The sequence below is a fragment of the Bradyrhizobium sp. SZCCHNRI20481 genome, from assembly GCF_032485055.1.
In the GTDB taxonomy this organism is placed as follows: Bacteria; Pseudomonadota; Alphaproteobacteria; order Rhizobiales; family Xanthobacteraceae; genus Bradyrhizobium.
In genome coordinates, this window is record NZ_JAUEUE010000002.1 from 266,269 (window position 1) to 283,144 (window position 16,876).

Here is a 16,876-nt window from a genome sequence, read left to right on the forward strand (position 1 = left end):
GAGAGCTACGCCATCGCGCGCTCCGGCAAGAGCTCCGCGATCTGCACCGCATTGAGCGCGGCGCCCTTGAGCAGCTGATCGGCGGCCACGAACATCGCGATCGAGTGGCCTGACGGATCGGACAGATCCTTCCTGATGCGCCCGACCAGCACGTCGTCCTGTCCCGACGCGTCGACAGGCATGGGGAAGTGGTTCTTGGCGCGGTCGTCGACGACGCGCACACCCGGCGCGGTGGCGAGGATGCGGCGGACTTCATCTTCCGTGATCGGCTTCTCGCATTCGAAGGTGATCGACTCGCAATGGGCGCGCAGCACCGGCACGCGCACGCAGGTGACGCCGATCGCAATGCCCTCGTCCTCGAAGATCTTGCGGGTCTCGTTGATGACCTTGCTCTCCTCGTCGTTGTAGCCGGTCTCGGGATCGATGGCGGTGTTGTGGCTGAACAGGTTGAAGGCGAACGGATGCGGCATCACCTTGGGCGCGTAGACCTGGCCGTTGAGGCTCGCGCGGGTCGACTGCACCAGCTCGTCCATCGCGGCCGCACCGGCGCCGCTGGCGGCCTGATAGGTCGAGATGATCACGCGCTTGATGCGGTTCTTCTGATGGATCGGCCACAGCGGCACCAGCGCCGTGATGGCCGCGCAGTTCGGATTGGCGATGATGCCCTTGTGGTCGCGGATTCGGCGGGCGTTGATCTCCGGGATCACCAGCGGCACGTTCGGGTCCATGCGGAAGGCTGAGGAATTGTCGACCACGACGGCGCCGGAGCGCACGGCGATCGGCGCGAACTTCTTGGAAATGCCGCTGCCGGCCGAGAACAGCGCGATGTCGACGCCCTCGAAGGAGCGTTCGGTCAGCTCCTCGATCACGATGGTCTGGCCGCGGAAGGTCACGGTCTGGCCGGCCGAGCGGGCGCTCGCCAGCGCCTTGAGCTTGCCGACGCGGACGTTGCGGCGGTCCAGGGTGGCGATGAACTCGGCGCCGACGGCGCCGGTCACGCCGACGATGGCAATGGTGGGATCGTGGGGCACGTCTCAGGTCTCCGGTTGAAATTCGGGCAATAAAAAAGCCCCGGACCTTCATCAGGCGGGGCTTCGGTTCGAAGATGGTCGCAATCGAGTTCGACTACGCGCGCACGCCTCCCGAGGCCCTCGTGGGCTTGGTGGTTTTCGTCGTGCGTTTGGTCAAGATCGACATGGCGCGGGACCATAGGGGCGGTCGGAACCGCCGTCAACGGCCGAAATGGGCGAAAACGGCGCCATCGCGGTTGAATCGGGGGCCGTCCTGACGCAATAAGCTGGCCATGAGCTCTCCCGCTGGCGACCTTCCCAACCACTTCGAATTGCTCGCGACCTCCGGCGCGGCCCGCACGGGCCGGCTGACGACGCCGCATGGCGTGGTCCGCACGCCGGCCTTCATGCCTGTCGGCACCGCCGGCGCCATGAAGGGGATCCACTGGCGGGACGTGCGCGAGGCCGGTGCCGACATCGTGCTCGGCAACACCTATCATCTGATGCTGCGGCCCACGGCCGAGCGCATCGCCGCCCTCGGCGGCCTGCAGCGCTTCACCGGCTGGGGCGGTCCGATGCTGACGGATTCCGGCGGCTTCCAGGTGATGTCGCTATCGGGCTTACGCAAGGTCACGGAGCAGGCGGTGACGTTCCGCTCGCATATCGACGGCGCTAGAATCGAGCTGTCGCCGGAGCGCGCCATCGAGGTGCAGCGCCTGCTGAACTCCGACATCGCGATGCAGCTCGACGAATGCGTGCGGCTGCCGGCCGAGCGCGACGACATCGAGCGCGCGATGCGGCTGTCGCTGCGCTGGGCCGAACGCTGCCGCCGCGCCTTCGAGAGTGCGCCGGCAGGCTACATGCTGTTCGGCATCGTGCAGGGCGGCGACGTGCCCACGCTACGCGTCGCCAGCGCGCAGGCGCTGGTCGACATCGGCTTCCACGGCTATGCGATCGGCGGCTTGGCCGTCGGCGAGCCGCAGGCGGTCATGCTCGAGATGATCGAGGCGACCGCTCCGGCACTGCCGGCCGGCCGCCCACGCTACCTGATGGGTGTCGGCACGCCTGACGATCTCCTGGAGTCGGTCAGGCGCGGCATCGACATGTTCGACTGCGTGCTGCCGACCCGCAACGGCCGCCACGGCGTCGCCTACACGCGCTTCGGGCCGGTGAACCTGCGCAACGCGCGTCACGCCGACGACCCGCGTCCGCTGGATGAAGAGAGCCCGTGGCCGGCGGCGCGCAGCTATGCCCGCGCCTATCTGCATCATCTCATCAAGGCCGGCGAGGCGCTCGGCGCGACGCTGCTGTCGGAAATCAACATTGCCTATTTCCAGCAATTGATGGCCGGGATGCGCGAGGCGATCGCACAGGGGCGCTTCACGGAATTCTACGAGCGCACCAAGGCGGATTGGGCCCGCGGCGACATCGCCCCGCGCGCCGGCTGAGGGCCGCGTCAGGTGAAGGCCGTCAGCTTGTTGTGAGCCCGGCCCTATGCGCCGGCCCACATGAAATCGTGCTGGTGATGCATTGCCGACCTGCCCGGTGGCCGACCGTTGTGCGATCCGTAGCGACGGACGGCCGTGATATCGCGTCGCGGAACTCTCTCGCCCTGGCGCCGTTCAGTTGCAGACGAAACGGCTTTTCACGGAGTGCTTGGTGACGAAGCCATAGCCGCAGGTGTCGCAGGTCCAGAGATAGCTGATGGCATCGTCGGCCAAGTATGCCGACGCCTCCGCGGCAATCATGGAGTCGGCGCAGACCGGGCATGTCGGCAGATCGCAGCCGCGGGGATTCGGGCGGGCGGTTGCGGTCGACACGAGATCAGCGAGTGCTGACATATTGACCTCCTGTACGATCTCTTTGTGGGCGATCTCTGCTTGAACGACGTCAATTTCGAAAGGGTCGATTTCGAACGAGTCGCGTTCGAACGGGTCTATTTCCGACGAGTCCAACTTTTCGCGGATATCAAGTCCGTCACACAAAGAGTTTGTCTGGGTGGTCTGTTCTTATGTCTGTTCTACAACGGCGGTGTCGTTTGGCACGAACGCCCCGATTGTATCACTCCGAAGATGACATCTTGCTGATGTCCGCCCGGGTTGCCGTCGACCTGCATCATGAATTTTCGTCCGGCTGAAGTCAAACATACACCCGGTTTATTGACCTTGTCGCAACACAAATGCGTTGGTTTTTCGCAATTTAGCCACGACTTGTTGTGCGCCGCGATCGTCTTAAGATCGCGCAAACGTGCTTGCGCAGCGCAACAGGCTCGCTGAAGATGGTCAGAAGCGTTGTCGATGTCGCGCGGGGCGCGCAGAGGAGTGATTTCATGGAGTCGTCAGCACAGCGTCCCGGACGCGGGCGCGTATTTGATTCAATTGTCGACGCGTTCGGCAATACGCCGATTGTGCGGTTGCGAAAGCTGCCGGAGCAGCATGGCGTCAAGGCGACCATCCTCGCCAAGCTGGAATACTTCAATCCCGCCGCGAGCGTGAAGGATCGGATCGGCGTCGGCATGATCCTGGCGATGGAGCAGGCCGGCGTGATCAAGCTCGACACCGTGCTGATCGAGCCGACCTCGGGCAATACCGGCATCGCGCTGGCCTTCGTCGCGGCGGCGCGCGGCTACAAGCTGAAGCTGGTGATGCCGGAGTCGATGTCGGTGGAGCGGCGCAAGATGCTCGCCTTCCTCGGCGCCGAGATCGTGCTCACGCCGGCGTCGCAGGGCATGAAGGGCGCGATCGCCACTGCCGAGGAGCTGTTGCGGACGACGCCGAACTCGGTGATGCCGCAGCAGTTCAAGAACCTCGCCAATCCGGACATTCATCGTCGCACCACGGCCGAGGAGATCTGGAACGACACGGCCGGCAATATCGACGTCTTCGTCGCCGGCGTCGGCACCGGTGGCACCATCACCGGCGTCGGCCAGGTGCTGAAGTCGCGCAAGCCCGGCCTCAAGGTCGTCGCGGTCGAGCCGGAGGAGAGCCCGGTGCTGTCGGGCGGCCAGCACTCGCCGCACAAGATCCAGGGCATCGGTGCCGGCTTCGTGCCCGACATTCTCGACCGGTCCGTGATCGACGAGATCGTCAAGATCAACAGCACGACCGCGATCGAGACATCGCGTGCGCTGGCCCGCAACGAGGGCATTCCCGGCGGTATCTCCTCGGGCGCGGCGATTGCGGCCGCGATCGAGATCGGCAAGCGACCGGAAAGCGCGGGCAAGACAATCCTGGCGATCGTGCCGTCGTTCTCCGAGCGTTATCTGTCCACCGCGCTGTTCGAGGGGATCTGATCATGGCCGACCAGCCGCGGCGGCCCCGCACCCTCGCTGACGCCCGTACCGAGGCCGAGGCCGCGTTCAAGAAGGTGACCACCAAGCCGGTGGAGGCGCCGCCGAAGAAGGCGGCGGTCCCTGGCGTGCGCGAGCAAGTGACGTTGCGGATCGACCAGGACGTGCTCGAGCACTTTCAGTCTGAAGGGCCGGGCTGGCAGGACCGCATCAACGCGGCGCTGCGCAAGGCGGCAGGGCTCTGACGGCCGGCTCCATTATTCTAACGAAAGAGCCCGGAGCTCGTGCTCCGGGCTTTTGACGTGGGGGAGACGTCGACGTTTACCGGCGCAGCGCGCTGCCGAGCACACCGCCCATCATGCCACCGATGAAGGCGGCGCCGGCGGCGTTGCCCGCGTTGTCCTGCGGCGGCGGATTGCGATAGACCGGCGCCCCCTGCGGCGGCGGGCCGCCGGCAGCGACACTGCCGGCCGGCTTGGCGCGGCGCGGCTTGGCCTCGTCACCGACTGCGGCGGTGGCCGGCGCCGGCTGCGGCTCGGCCAGCAGCGCCTTGTGCTGCAGCTTGGTCAGGAATCCGGTCGACGGATAGCCGCGGGCCGCCTGCCAGCGCTTCATGACGCCGCGGGTCTGGTCGTCAAACACGCCTGTCATCTTGGTGTCGAAGCCGAGGCCGGTCAGCCGCCGCTGCACGTCGCGGCGCTTGGTCTTGTCGAGGCCGATCTGATCCTCGCTGACCTGGCTGCCTTCCTCGGTGTAGGTGGCGGGATCGACGCCCTTGGCGACATTGCGCGTCGCGGTGTTGATGGCGCCGCTCTCGATCGCGGCGATGCGCGCCATCGCCAGCGACTTGAACTGCCCGTTCGGGTAGGTCGCGAGATAGGCGTTGAGCTCTTCCGGCTTGTTGGAATCCTTCACCGAGCGCCAGAATTCGAGCTCGGCCTCGCCCGCGGTCACGGTGGCCGTGGCGACGGCCGGCGTCGTCCCGGCCGCGGCCATCGTTGCAGCAGGGGCAGCCGCCGGGTTGAGGTAGACCGCGCCGATCAGGTTGGTATGCCCCCAGGGCAACTGGCCCTTGCTGGTCTCCTCATTGACCTGGGCGCGCACGGCGGTCATGGCCTGCTGGATCTCGATGCCGGGCTGGGCGATGTGCGAGATCAGCGCGCGGGTGAACGGGCTGTTGGCGCCGGCCTCGCCGTCGAGCGCGGTCTGGCCCGGGCCGGTAGCGAAGGCGATCAGCGTGCCCTCGCCGGACTTCATCTCGGCCAGACCGGTCTGCACCGACACGCTGCGGGTCGGCGAGTTCGACTTGATCTTGGCGGCGAACGGATTGTCGCGGCAGGCATCGAGGAACACCAGCTTGACCTTGGCGTCGCCCATCGTCTGGTCGAGGGTCACGTCGATGTTGATGGCCGAGCCCAGCTTGACGTCCATTTCCGACTTCAGGTCGGCGTCGACCGGCAGCAGGTAGTTGGTGCCGGCAATGGCGATGCCGTGCCCGGCGTAATAGAACACCGCAATATCGGCGCCCTGCGCCTTGCGACCGAAATCGAGCAGCTTCTCGGTCATCTTGTCGCGCGTGAGATTGGTGCCCTCGACGACGTCGAAGCCGACGTTGCGCAGGGTTGCCGCCATGGCCTTGGCATCGACCGGCGGGTTCGGCAATTGAGCCACGCTCTTATAGGCACCGTTTCCGACGACAAAGGCGACGCGGCGGTCGGCCTTGGCGGCTTCAGCGGTCAGCACCATGCAGAGCAGGGACAGAGCGACGGTGAGATAGCGCATCAGGAGATCCCCCAACGATCAAGCGAAGCGTTCACTGCAGCATTTGTCGCGGATCGGCGCGAAAAGTCTTGTTCCCGAGCAAAAAATCACGCTTCCGCCACAAACCAGTTCGCGGGTGTTGCGCCAGATCCACGACGGTCGCGTGTAGCGCGCCCGTTTCGTGATCCGAATCACATCGCTCGAGGGGAGGCAGGGGCTCCCCGGCGCCTCAGGTCCCTGCCGAACCGCCGATCGGCACGGGCCGAGGTTGCGGCGGACGCAGGTTCAGCAGGTTTCCGGCGAGAATCAACCCAGCGCCGAGCACGGTCAATCCGTCGAGACGCTCCGCATAGACCAGCCAGCCGACGGTGGCGGTCAGCGGAACGCGGAGAAAATCCATGGGCACCACGATGGTAGCGTCGGCGTAGAGCAGCGCGCGCGCCATGCAGAAATGCGAGAAGGTCCCACAGAAGGCGACGAGGAGGATCCAGCCCCAGGTCGTGGCCGATGGCGGCGTCCAGAATAAGAGCGAAGGGATGAGGCCGGCGATGGATTGCACCACCAGCATCCAGAAGATGATCGACACGGTGGGCTCGGTGCGCGTCAGCAGCTTTACCAGAGCGATCGAGATGCCGAAGCCGACCGCGGCGGCCAGCGCGATGAGCTGTCCCGAATTACCGCCCCGGTATCCGGGCGGACGATCACGACGACGCCGACGAGGCCGAGCCCGATCGCCGCCAGCTTGAACAGGGTGATGCGCTCGCCGAGGAAGGCTGCTGCCAGCAGCGCCGTCCAGATCGGCATCGTGAACTCGATCGCCACCACCTGGCCGATCGGGATCAAGGTGAGCGCGAAGAACCAGCCGAGCTGCGCGCCGTAATGGACGAGGTTGCGCGCCGCGTGCTGCTTGAGCCGCGAGGTGCGCAGCCTCGCAAAGCCGCCGCTCAGTGCGATGACCGGCGACAGCATCACCAGGCCGATCAGGCAGCGCAGCTCCATCAGCTCGAACACGTTGAGCTCGCGCATGGCTTCGCGTCCGGCCACCGCCATCACCAGCATCAGGCTGAGCCAGCCCGTCATCCACAGTGCGGCGATCAGTTTCGAAGCGGGACGATGCATGAGGTGGTGGGGACAGGGAGGAGGGCGGCGAAGGCGCGCTGTATCACCTCGCGTGCAGAGCAATGCAAATGAAATCAACGGTGCAGTGCATCAACGCCGCTACAGGCTTTGCTCGCGACGGACGCGTGTCATCGAGAAAAACGTGGAGTGTGGCTGTGTTTCGTCCTAAAGCGACCGCCGCGAAACAGCCCGTGAAACAGCCCAAGGCAGCCAGAGACAAGACATGACCGAACGCGCCGCTTCAGCCGACTTCGTGACCGCCTTTGCCACTGGCTGGCCGGAGCGGGAGCCTCATCTCATGGTGCTGTCGCTGACCACCCATAAAGGTGTGCAGGACTTTGCCATGACGCGGGAGCAGGCGCTGCTGGTCGCCAAGACCATCAAGCGCACCGCCGCGCAGCTGGCTCCGGCGCCATCCGCAGGTGCGGTCCCCGGCGCCAAGCGCAGCGGCTGATCGGGATCACCGCGACATTGAAATGTTGGCTGCGCGGAACTGGCTGTCGGCCCGGATCGATACCGACTGCCTGTTACCGCGGGTGGCGAGCGCGATGTTGGCATTGAAGCCGGCGGTGGTTGCAACCAGCTGGAAGTTGCCGCCGCCGCCGCGTCCCTGCAGCACGCCACTGATGCCGCGGCTGGACTCACTCCAGGTTCCCGAGATGGCGGAGCCCTCGGCGATCACCTCGGCCTGCAGAGCGAACTTGTAGGCATCGCTGGCGCAGGTCAGGACGAGCGTCATCCGCGGTCCCGAGACGCCATAACGGGCCCGGCACCGGATGCGCTCGGTTGAGCCGTCCTCGAGGGCAACCGTGCCGCTGCCGCCCCATGTTCCGGCCAAGGCGGTGAAGGGACCGGGATCGGCGCGCCCCGGCGAAGCGGTCACACCCGCCGTCAAAACGACGGCGGCGGCTGCGAGCCGCCGCACCATCTTCAGGAGCGCGTGCTGCGCGCCGTTACAGGCGCGAAGCCTGCCAGCGGCCGCTGCAGGGGATACCTGCCGAGGCGCCGTTCCACTTGCCCGAGCCAGAATTGCCGTTGAGCTGCCCATTCGCATATGCGCCATTGATGGAGACCTTGACGAGGCCTTCGCGTCCAATCGAACCCGACACATTGGCGCCAGCCGCAGAAATCTTACCGTCTGCGACGATCAAGGTCGAGCTGGCTGTGGGCTCGCAGGTGCCACTGTTGGTCACGATCGTCACCTGCCACTGGCCGTCATAGGGCGACTGGGCGAATGCGGGGGCGGCCGAGCTACCCACCAGGATCGACGCGGCGAAAGCCATTCCAATGCGGTCGAGACGCATGAATCGTTGTCCCTCAATGTCGTTTGATCAGGACCTTATTTGGAAGAATTGTGACGAAAATTTGCCGCACCGCCGCAACGGAATTTTATCGAGCAATTTCAGCTCATTAACGATTAATGCGGAACTCCGCCTTGAACCATTCGGGCGGCATTATGGGCAAACTGCGCCTTCGCGCACCCCACGAGCGGACCAGCGTCACAGCCTTGCAATGGCAGGTGATGCTGCCGTCGCAGGGCACAGGAGCGCGCCGGCTGGAGCGACGACGCAATTGTCGGGGCGATGCGATCGGATGCTCAGTGCGGGGTGAGGCTGGGCGCGTTGGTCGCGAACTGCTCGTCCTGCGGCTTGGCCGGAATCGTGCCGGTCACCTTGGCCGATTCGATGACATCGCCGAGCAGCTTGAGGCCGAGCGGCGCCAGCGCGCGCTCCCACAGCTCGCGGGCGGTCTCGCCCTTCTTGACGAAGCACCAATCCTGAGCGGCGATGGCGCCCGCATCCATGCGGTCCGCGAGGTGATAGATGGTGCCGCCGGCGATCGGATCGCCTTCATTGATGGTCCACTCCACCGCAGCGATGCCCCGGTGACGCGGCAGCAGCGACGGATGGTAGCCGATGCCGCCGAGCCGGGCGGCTGCGACCGCCTCATGGGTGACGCGGGCGTGGCTATGCGCCGTGACGATCAGGTCCGTGTCGGGGGCGATCTCCCCCGCCGGCACGACCTTCGGATTGGCCTGGACTACGACCTCGATCCCGGCCGCCCGCGCCGCTGCTGCGAGCCGGTCCTCGCCATCATGAACGACGACCCGCGCGATCTCGATTCCTCTCTCGCGCAGCATGTTCAGTGTGGCGACACCGAAATGGCGGGAGCCGACGAGAGTGATGCGCATGGTCAGGGATCTTCCACGGTTGGGGGCTGGATCCGGTCGGACTCTGACCGGATGAAACGGGTCAAACCAAGCCTTGGCCTCCAGGTCAAGCGCCTGCTGGGCCGTCGTCACAGTCTGGCTTCGTCCGGCCGGCCGAGGCGTTGGGGACCCAAACGGGAACGGGAAAGCCGCTCCGAGCCAGAGTTGGGGCAGGGCCCTTCGCGCCTATCGGCGCGCCGATCGCCATGGCCGCCATCAAGATGCAGGCCGAGATGACCGTGGCGGATGACACGCCCTCTTTGGTGCCGGCTGCAGCTTCAGATGGACCGGGAGTCAGGATAGGTACCGGCGGCTCGCCGAAAGGTTGTGTCAAGGCCGGTTGCTGCATCACGGCATATCGGTCGACACACCTCAACTAAAAGGATCGAACTATCAGCCGAACTGATGAAGACAACCGAAGACGCTACTCCTGCCGGCTCAATGGACGCGATCTGGTCGGTCTGCGAACGCAATTCCCCTCGGCCAATGGCTGAAGAGGTCAATGAACTTGTGATTGTATTATCAGTTGGCCGTCTGCGTAGTAAAATTGACGCTTCTGCATATGACGAAGATAATTTCTTAAAGGCCCTGCAGCACAATGCTCAAGCCGCTCCGCCGCGCGGCCGGATAGCCGGGTGCCGCGCCTGTCACCGATCCCTGGGCAACAGCACCCGGTTATTTGCCGGCGGTCATGTGGCTTCCGGCGGCGGATGGTCGATGCCGAGCGCGGCGCACAGTGGTCCGAGATGTTTCTCGTAGCGGCGCCAGCTTCCGATCGAACGGCGGTAGATCGGCTCGCGCACCTGCATCAAGCTCGCCGTGCGCACCATGCGCTCGGTGCGATGGAAGTCGAGGCAGGCATCCTCCCAGTCGAGCCCGCAATGGGCGAGCACGCGGCGTGACACGCCCTCGAGGTCGTCGACCAGATCCTCGTATTGAACGTCCATCAGGATGCCGGGCGGCAGCACCTGGTGCCAGTGGTCCATCACGCTCTCATAGCCCCGGTAGTAGTGGCCGAGCTCTGTCAGGTCGTAGGCGAAGGGCTGGGCTCCGGTGAACAGCAGCGAGTAGCAGGAGACGCAATTGTCGAGCGGGTCGCGCCGCGTGTTGATGATCCTAGCGCGCGGGAATGCTGCGTGGATCAGCCCGACGAACAGGAAGTTCAGCGGCATCTTGTCGACGATACGCTCGGCCTCCGGCGCCAGCGTCCGAACGCGGGCTGTGTATTCCTGCCCGATCTTCGTCATCTCCTCGGGTGGCAGAAGCGTGATCAGATCGGGATAGGCCGGAACGACTTTCTGGCGGTTGGCGCATTCGCCGACGAGCTCCTTGAAGGTCTCGAGCTCGCCCGCGCCGAAGACCTTGGAATGGCTGGCCAGCACCTGCTCCATCAGGGTGGTTCCAGAGCGCGGCATGCCGACGATGAAGATCGGGGCCCAGGAGTTGTCGCCGTGCCCGGTAACCGTGCGAAAGAACTCGGGGGTGAAGCGCGCCGCGACATTTTTCATCATGCCGAGCCGCTGCTCGGAGTCGTAGTCGAAGGTCTTGCGCTTGAGGGTGTTGGCCTTGTGCAGATGCGAGAAGGCCAGGTCGTAGTCCTTCAGGTCGGACAACGCCTTGCCCATCGCGAAATGGGCTGCGATCTGCTTCTCCTGATCGAGCTGGTCGACGCGTTCGAGGAGCTGCCGCAGACTCGGTAGCCGGCTGTCGTCCGGCTTGAACTTCGACATGTTCGCGAGATTGAGGTGGATCGGCGCGTCGTCCGGGGCCAGCTCCAAGGCCTTCTGGAACGCCGCCGTCGCCTCCTCGAAGCGCCCGAGCGCCTGGTAGGCGACGCCGAGATTGTTGTAGGAGCCGAAGCGCTCCGGCTTGATCCTGATGGCCAGCAGGTTCTGCTCGATCGACTCCTCGAGCCGGTTGAGCTCGAGGAAGGCGTTGCCGAGGTTGCCATAGGCGTCGGCATAGTCGGGCCGACTCGCGATCGCCCGCTTGTAGTGCTCGATGGCACGTTCGCGATGGCCCTGGCGCAGCAGCACGTTGGCGATGTTGTTGTGGGTCTCGGCGTGCTCCGGGCTGAAGTCGAGGACCTTGAGGTAGTGTTTCGCCGCCTCGATGTCCTTGCCCGCCGTATACAGCAGGTTGCCGAGCGCGAAATGCGCGTCCAGGTGCTGCGGCTTGTTGTCGATCGCCCGCCGGAGCAGAGCCATCGCCTCGTCGATCAGGCTCTGGTTCTGCCGGACCATGGCGAAGGCGTAGAGAATGCCGGGATGGCTCGGCGACAGCGACAATGCGATCTCGTAATGCTGCACCGCTACGTCGTAGCGCCCCGCCGAGGCCTCGACGGCGCCGATGCTGCCATGGGCTTCGGCGGACTTGTCGTTTACCGCCACCGCGCGCTGGAAGTAGTCCTTGGCCTCGTCGAGCCGGTTGGCCGTGGTTGAGATCATCCCGAGGCCGATGAGGGCGTCGAAATTGGCCGGCTGGCCGGCAAGGATCAGCTTGAAGATCTGTTCGGCATCGCTGATTTCGCCGCGGCTCTGCAGCCTCTTGGCGACGGCGATCACGCCGTCTGCCAGCGTCTGCAGTGACGCAAGCCGCGTGGCGTCAAATGGCCGCGAGTCCGTCGTCGGCGTGACCACCGGCGGGGCGACGTTGACGGGCTGAGGCTGCGTCATGCCCGCGATCGCCTCGGCGATCGTCGGCCGCAGGGCCTCGGTGCCCAGCGCATCGAGCAGCGGCTTCAGCCGGTCGCCATACATGCGCCAGCGGCCGACCGATCCGGTGAACAGCGGCTTGCGCACCTGCACCACGCTCGCGGTGTTCACCGGGCGCTCGTTCTCGTGGAAGGAAAGGCAGGCCTCATCCCAGTCCAGCCCGCAATGCGCGACGATCTTGCGGGCATTCGGCTCGAAATCGCGCACGACGTCCTCGTAGGACAGTTCGAGCATGACGCCCTGCGGCAGGACCGCACGCCAATGGCTCATCAGCGCCTCGTAGGCCCGGTAGTAGCGACCGAGCTCGGCGAGGTCATAGGCGAATGGCTGCGGCTCGGCAAACAGTTGCGTGTAGCAGGACAGGCAGGTGTCGATCGGATTGCGCCGGACGTGAATGATGCGCGCATTCGGCAGCGCGAGATGGATGAGCCCTGCGAACAGGAAGTTCGACGGCATCTTGTCGACGATGCGCTGGGTACTCGCCGGAAGCTCCGTGAAACGCTGGAGATAGGCGCGCGCGAGGGCGGTGACATCGGCATCGGACAGTTGGGCGAGCATCTCCGGATAGTCGCCGCGGGCGCGATCGGTGAAGAGCCCCGCGGCTGCCGCGAAGTAGTTGACCTCGCCGGCGCCATGCACGGCGGGATGGCTGGCCAGGATCTGCTCGATCAGGCTGGTGCCGGACCTGGGCATGCCGATGACGAACACCGGCGCGTGCGATGGATCGCCATGGCCTGCGCGCGCCTGTAGCATGTCCCTGGAGAACACCGCACGGATGCGCTCGATCTGGCGCAGCGTCTGGTTCTCGTCATAGTTGATGCGGCGGCGCTCGAGGGCATTGCCGGCGTTGAGGTGGACCAGCGACCGTTCGCCGTCCTTGATGTCGGCATAAGCCCGCCCGAGGGTGAAGTGCAGGGCGATGCGCGCATCCTCGGTGAGCGTCTCCGATCTCGCGGCCAGATCCTGCAAGGGCGCCCAGCGCGCGTCGTCGACCGCGAACGGCTTGACCACGCCGTAGTTGAGGTGCGTGCCGATACTGCGCGGGTTGACAGCCAGTGCGGATTCGTAGGCACGCGCCGCCTCGTCGAGCCGGCCCACGATCGTCAGGACGCCCGCAAGGTGGTTCATGGTCGTGGTGTCGCCGGGATCGTGCGCAAGAGCGGCCTGATATCCGGCGATGGCCTCGTCGTAGCGCTGCACGTTCCGCAGCGAGTCGGCGCGATTGCGGTGGGCAATGGCGTAGTCTGGTCGCAGCCGCAGTGCCTCGTCATAGTGGGACAGGGCCTCCTCGTGCCGGCCCGCCGACTGCAGCGCATTGGCGAAATTGTTGTGCGCTTCGGGGAAGTCCGGCCGCTCAGTGACGGCTCGCTCGTAGTGGAAGATCGCCCCCGGCCAGCTCTTCATGTCGAGGTGGATATTGCCGAGATTGTAGTGCGCCTCGGCGAGATGAGGGCTCAACGCGAGCGCCTGCTGCAAGGTGCGAATGGCGGCATCCAGTTCGCCCATCGCTTGATGACAGCCCCCGAGATTGAGCAGGACCGTCGGCATCCTGGGCTCGATGGCGAGCGCTCGGGTATAGTGAGCGATGGCTTCCGGATGCCGGCCGAGCTGCCGGCAGGCATCACCGAGACTGCTGGCTGCTGCCGCAAATTGCGGCCTCGCCGCAAGCGCTGCCTCATGATGCGACATCGCTCGCTCGGACTGGCCGAGCCGCTGCAGGGCGAGTCCGAGCGCCTGGTGGAGGTCCGGGTTCGTGCCATCGATGGCAAGCGCCAGTTCGAGGTGCCGGACGGCCGCTGCGGGATCCCCCAGGCCGTACAGCGCGCCGCCGAGCAGCAGGCGGGGCTCGATCGAGGATTCGTCGAGTGCGGCAGCGCGCGCGAAATGCGATGTCGCCTTGGCGAGGTCGCCCAAACCTGCGAACGCCTTTCCGACCGTCAAGTGCAGGTCTGCCGAGTCGCCCGCCGCGTCCGCGGCCCGGTCGAGCAGGGTTCGTGCCTCCTGCGCGTCGCCGAGTTGCAGGCGGACAGTCGCAAGGCTGCACAGGGTCCGGAAATGCCTTGGCTGAAGAGCAAGCACTTTCCGGTAGGCCTCCTCGGCAACCTGCAGAGCGCGACCGTCGAGCGTAGACGGGAGTGGCGCGCTGGAGTTGGTCGATGCGGACACGAGTCGGGGGCGGAAGGCGAGTGCTGGCTCGTTCATGATCACAACTGACTGATTGTTCGACGGAAGCAGTTGTCGTGGCGGAATGAAGCGAAACGGAGGCTTGGCGGGTGCCGATCCCGATTGATCGTCTAGAACCCTTCGAGCCGGTGCGGTCGGTGCGCTCCGCGATCTCGCTGCCCGGTCTCGCCAATGTCTTTCGCGCGATCGCCGGCTCTCGCCGGAATGCAACGAAGCCGGTGCAGACCAAGGAGTCTGCACCGGCTTTGATCGGGCGTGTCGTTGGAGGCGTCAGCCCCACATGTGATGCATCGCGTGGTGGTGCGACATGTCCGGACCGCTCGAAGCTGCTGCCGCCGTTGCGGCTGTGGCCGCTGCCGCCGTGTGGTGGCTGCCATGATGGCTATGGTGGCCGCCGCAGTGGTGCGTCGTGGTGGTGTTGTTGTTGCCGCCGGTTGTTCCACCGCCGGCCGTTCCACCGCCCGTCGTGCCGCCACCGGTCGTCCCGCCTCCCGTGGTGCCTCCGCCCGTAGTGCCTCCGCCGGTGGTGCCGCCTCCCGTCGTGCCACCTCCGCCCATGCCGCCGCCGGGCGTGGTCGGGCTCGCCGGGGCGCCGCCCGTGCCGTTGGCGATGTTCGGATTGGCGCCCGCCGGCATGCCGGTGCCCTGGGCAATGCCATTGACCGCAGTCGCCGTCACGAAGCTCGTCGCGGATGTCACGTAGGCCGATCCGCCGATCGCGATGTTGTTGCCGGCAATGTCTCCGGCATTGCCGATGTAGTTCGCGGCCGCAGCCTTCAACATCGCCTGATCCGTCGCCAGGGCTGCACCCGTGTCGCCGTTCATGATGCCCATCAGCGCCTTGGTGGCCATGATGGTGTCAGACTGTAGAGCTCCGGCGGCGAGCTCGTCGTCGAACCGTCCCTTGAACACCGCCCCCTGCGCCGCATCGAACGCCGCGCCAAAGTTCTGGTAGTTCGTGATCTGGTCGATCAGGGCTTGCGACGCCGCACCTGTTCCATTGGCGACCGCAACCAACTTCGCTCCCAGCGTATTGCCCTCGGCAAGGAACGAGGCCCAGAAATTGGTCTGCGCCTGGTTGTCCTGGAACTTCGTGACGGTCCCGGTCAGGCCGCCGGCCATTTCGGAGAACCCGCCAATGTGACCGGGCGCCCCGGTGCCGCCCGCCGCCGCGTTGAGCGCCGCGTCGTTCTGAAACACGTCGATCATGTCGACGATGTTGTCGGCGGAACCGCGCAGCGCCGTCGGACTGGCCATCGTCTCGGCGACATCGTATTTGTTCAGCTGAAGATTTGCTTGGCTGAGCAGCGTCATCAGATGAAGTGTCGTCGTTTGGGCAGCAACGGAGGTCTGACCTGCTTCAATCGCGGCGAGCTTCGCCGGGTCATTCAGGATCGCTTGAAGGCCCTGCGTCACGGCCGTGAAATCAGTCTGGATCTGGTTGATGTTGTTGGCGCTCATGCCGCCCAGCGAAAGGTCAGCGACGGCATTGAACACCGTTCCGATGGCGGTCAGGTCGCCCGCTGCCGCTGCAGCAAGATTGGTGGCGCTGTCGTTACCGGCGGGAAGGCTCTGGAACGCCACGTCCATGGCACCCGTGTTGGCCAGGAAGGGAACGTTATTGAGCGCGGCCGAAAGATGCGCGTCGCCCTGGATCTGCGCCAGGATCTGCATCTGCACGTTGTGGATGGTCTGGTCGGCTTCGGCGAGCGTCGCCGGATTGGCCGTCAGCGGGGCGGCGTTGATCAGCGTCGTGAGCTCGTTCGAAACCTGGGTGAGCACCGCGGTGTCGGTCGCGTTGAGCGTGAAGGCCTGACCGCCGACCGTGACCTGGCCGGGATTGGCCAGCATCGCGTTGATGTCGTTCTGCACGGCATGCAGGTCGGTGGTGTAGCTGCCGAGGAACGGGTTGGAGTTGCCGCTGTTCTGCGGCGTCGAGAACAGCCCGATCGAGATGCGAGTAGCGTCGTTGAATACGACGCCGGCCTGCACGAGGTCGGTCGACAGGTTGAGCGCAGAGGCGCGAACCAGCAGATTGGACGTGCCATTCGCCAGCGCCGTCGGGTTGAAGGTATTGGCTGCCATTGATCATCTCCCCAAGTTTCAACCCGGCGTCTGCTGCTTGGCGTATCGGCAGCACGCGGGCGTTGATCGGGCTGCGACGTCTCGTTCACCCCTCGCGGAACGGGCGAAATGTCGCAGCCTCAGAGCACCTGGGAATTATTTGCTCCAATGGGGCCAAAAGAAGCGCCGCCGAGTCCTCAAATATGATGTTGTTCGGGCAAATGGCTCCTGTCGCAGCCGGGTCACGGCGGCGATCGGAAGCTTACTAACTCGTTGATTTCCGTCGTGGCATCCCCGCAACATCGTCGCTCAGCGGCGCTTCGACGCACGGTCCAGACAAGAAGTTGCCCCGATCTCGCGACCGGTCACCGATCTCTCCTTAGAAAAGTTCCAGCGTGACGAGCCTCCGCGATGCGGAACGGAACGTGCATCTTTGTTGATCTTCCGAGGCCTCCTTCTTCAACGCGTGTCGTCTCGCCCGGCTCATTGTCCTTCTCATTTCCCCCGGGAGCACTGCGCGAGTGGA

The 16,876-nt window shown here is 65.3% G+C and carries 12 protein-coding genes and 1 pseudogene; 4 read left to right on the forward strand and 9 right to left on the reverse strand.

The window, feature by feature from the left end:
• Positions 1-5: 5 nt before the first annotated feature.
• Positions 6-1,031, reverse strand: coding sequence for an aspartate-semialdehyde dehydrogenase (locus QX132_RS03770; protein ID WP_316160127.1), 1,026 nt, complete (start codon positions 1,029-1,031; stop codon positions 6-8).
• Positions 1,032-1,303: 272 nt separating this feature from the next.
• Between QX132_RS03770 and tgt the strand changes: the two genes are divergently transcribed.
• On the forward strand, positions 1,304-2,458 hold the full coding sequence (gene tgt / locus QX132_RS03775) for a tRNA guanosine(34) transglycosylase Tgt (protein ID WP_316160128.1): 1,155 nt from the start codon (positions 1,304-1,306) through the stop codon (positions 2,456-2,458).
• 174 nt (positions 2,459-2,632) lie between these two features.
• Here the strand turns inward: tgt and QX132_RS03780 are convergent, their stop codons facing one another.
• Positions 2,633-2,851 (reverse strand): hypothetical protein, encoded by a 219-nt coding sequence (locus QX132_RS03780; RefSeq protein ID WP_315775303.1) that lies wholly within the window; start codon positions 2,849-2,851, stop codon positions 2,633-2,635.
• 488 nt (positions 2,852-3,339) lie between these two features.
• Here QX132_RS03780 and cysK point away from each other — a divergent pair, with 488 nt between their 5' ends.
• Both cysK and QX132_RS03790 read left to right on the forward strand, forming a co-directional pair.
• The gene (gene cysK, locus QX132_RS03785) at positions 3,340-4,302 is read left to right on the forward strand and encodes a cysteine synthase A (RefSeq protein WP_316160130.1); all 963 of its coding nucleotides are present in this window, start codon (positions 3,340-3,342) and stop codon (positions 4,300-4,302) included.
• Positions 4,303-4,304: 2 nt separating this feature from the next.
• Positions 4,305-4,544, forward strand: coding sequence for a BrnA antitoxin family protein (locus tag QX132_RS03790; protein WP_315711784.1), 240 nt, complete (start codon positions 4,305-4,307; stop codon positions 4,542-4,544).
• Positions 4,545-4,620: 76 nt separating this feature from the next.
• Here QX132_RS03790 and QX132_RS03795 read toward each other — a convergent pair whose 3' ends face one another.
• Positions 4,621-6,081, reverse strand: coding sequence for a caspase family protein (locus QX132_RS03795; protein WP_316160131.1), 1,461 nt, complete (start codon positions 6,079-6,081; stop codon positions 4,621-4,623).
• A gap of 208 nt (positions 6,082-6,289) precedes the next feature.
• Positions 6,290-7,179: pseudogene (locus QX132_RS03800) on the reverse strand (DMT family transporter).
• Positions 7,180-7,402: 223 nt separating this feature from the next.
• Between QX132_RS03800 and QX132_RS03805 the strand changes: the two are divergent.
• Positions 7,403-7,633 (forward strand): hypothetical protein, encoded by a 231-nt coding sequence (locus QX132_RS03805; protein WP_315738096.1) that lies wholly within the window; start codon positions 7,403-7,405, stop codon positions 7,631-7,633.
• A 6-nt stretch (positions 7,634-7,639) separates the two neighbouring features.
• On the opposite strand, the gene QX132_RS03810 is transcribed toward QX132_RS03805, so the two are convergent.
• The 5 genes from QX132_RS03810 to QX132_RS03830 all read right to left on the reverse strand — a co-directional run bounded on the left by QX132_RS03810 (position 7,640) and on the right by QX132_RS03830 (position 16,371).
• Positions 7,640-8,107, reverse strand: a complete 468-nt coding sequence (locus QX132_RS03810; protein WP_315738095.1) for a hypothetical protein — start codon at positions 8,105-8,107, stop codon at positions 7,640-7,642.
• Between the two features lie 25 nt (positions 8,108-8,132).
• Positions 8,133-8,483, reverse strand: coding sequence for a hypothetical protein (locus QX132_RS03815; RefSeq protein ID WP_315738094.1), 351 nt, complete (start codon positions 8,481-8,483; stop codon positions 8,133-8,135).
• A gap of 293 nt (positions 8,484-8,776) precedes the next feature.
• On the reverse strand, positions 8,777-9,370 hold the full coding sequence (locus tag QX132_RS03820; protein WP_315738093.1) for a formyltransferase family protein: 594 nt from the start codon (positions 9,368-9,370) through the stop codon (positions 8,777-8,779).
• 707 nt (positions 9,371-10,077) lie between these two features.
• Positions 10,078-14,304 (reverse strand): sulfotransferase, encoded by a 4,227-nt coding sequence (locus QX132_RS03825; RefSeq protein WP_316160132.1) that lies wholly within the window; start codon positions 14,302-14,304, stop codon positions 10,078-10,080.
• A 252-nt stretch (positions 14,305-14,556) separates the two neighbouring features.
• Entirely contained in the window at positions 14,557-16,371 is a 1,815-nt protein-coding gene (locus QX132_RS03830; RefSeq protein ID WP_315738091.1) for a hypothetical protein, read from the reverse strand.
• Positions 16,372-16,876 lie beyond the last annotated feature (505 nt).

What these genes read in the sequence shown, in the direction of transcription:
- tgt (WP_316160128.1), top strand. Translation starts at nt 1,304, where the DNA reads ATGAGCTCTCCCGCTGGCGACCTTCCCAACCACTTCGAATTGCTCGCG.
- QX132_RS03780 (WP_315775303.1), bottom strand. Translation starts at nt 2,851, where the DNA reads ATGTCAGCACTCGCTGATCTCGTGTCGACCGCAACCGCCCGCCCGAAT.
- cysK (WP_316160130.1), top strand. Translation starts at nt 3,340, where the DNA reads ATGGAGTCGTCAGCACAGCGTCCCGGACGCGGGCGCGTATTTGATTCA.
- QX132_RS03790 (WP_315711784.1), top strand. Translation starts at nt 4,305, where the DNA reads ATGGCCGACCAGCCGCGGCGGCCCCGCACCCTCGCTGACGCCCGTACC.
- QX132_RS03795 (WP_316160131.1), bottom strand. Translation starts at nt 6,081, where the DNA reads ATGCGCTATCTCACCGTCGCTCTGTCCCTGCTCTGCATGGTGCTGACC.
- QX132_RS03805 (WP_315738096.1), top strand. Translation starts at nt 7,403, where the DNA reads ATGACCGAACGCGCCGCTTCAGCCGACTTCGTGACCGCCTTTGCCACT.
- QX132_RS03810 (WP_315738095.1), bottom strand. Translation starts at nt 8,107, where the DNA reads ATGGTGCGGCGGCTCGCAGCCGCCGCCGTCGTTTTGACGGCGGGTGTG.
- QX132_RS03815 (WP_315738094.1), bottom strand. Translation starts at nt 8,483, where the DNA reads ATGCGTCTCGACCGCATTGGAATGGCTTTCGCCGCGTCGATCCTGGTG.
- QX132_RS03820 (WP_315738093.1), bottom strand. Translation starts at nt 9,370, where the DNA reads ATGCGCATCACTCTCGTCGGCTCCCGCCATTTCGGTGTCGCCACACTG.
- QX132_RS03825 (WP_316160132.1), bottom strand. Translation starts at nt 14,304, where the DNA reads ATGAACGAGCCAGCACTCGCCTTCCGCCCCCGACTCGTGTCCGCATCG.
- QX132_RS03830 (WP_315738091.1), bottom strand. Translation starts at nt 16,371, where the DNA reads ATGGCAGCCAATACCTTCAACCCGACGGCGCTGGCGAATGGCACGTCC.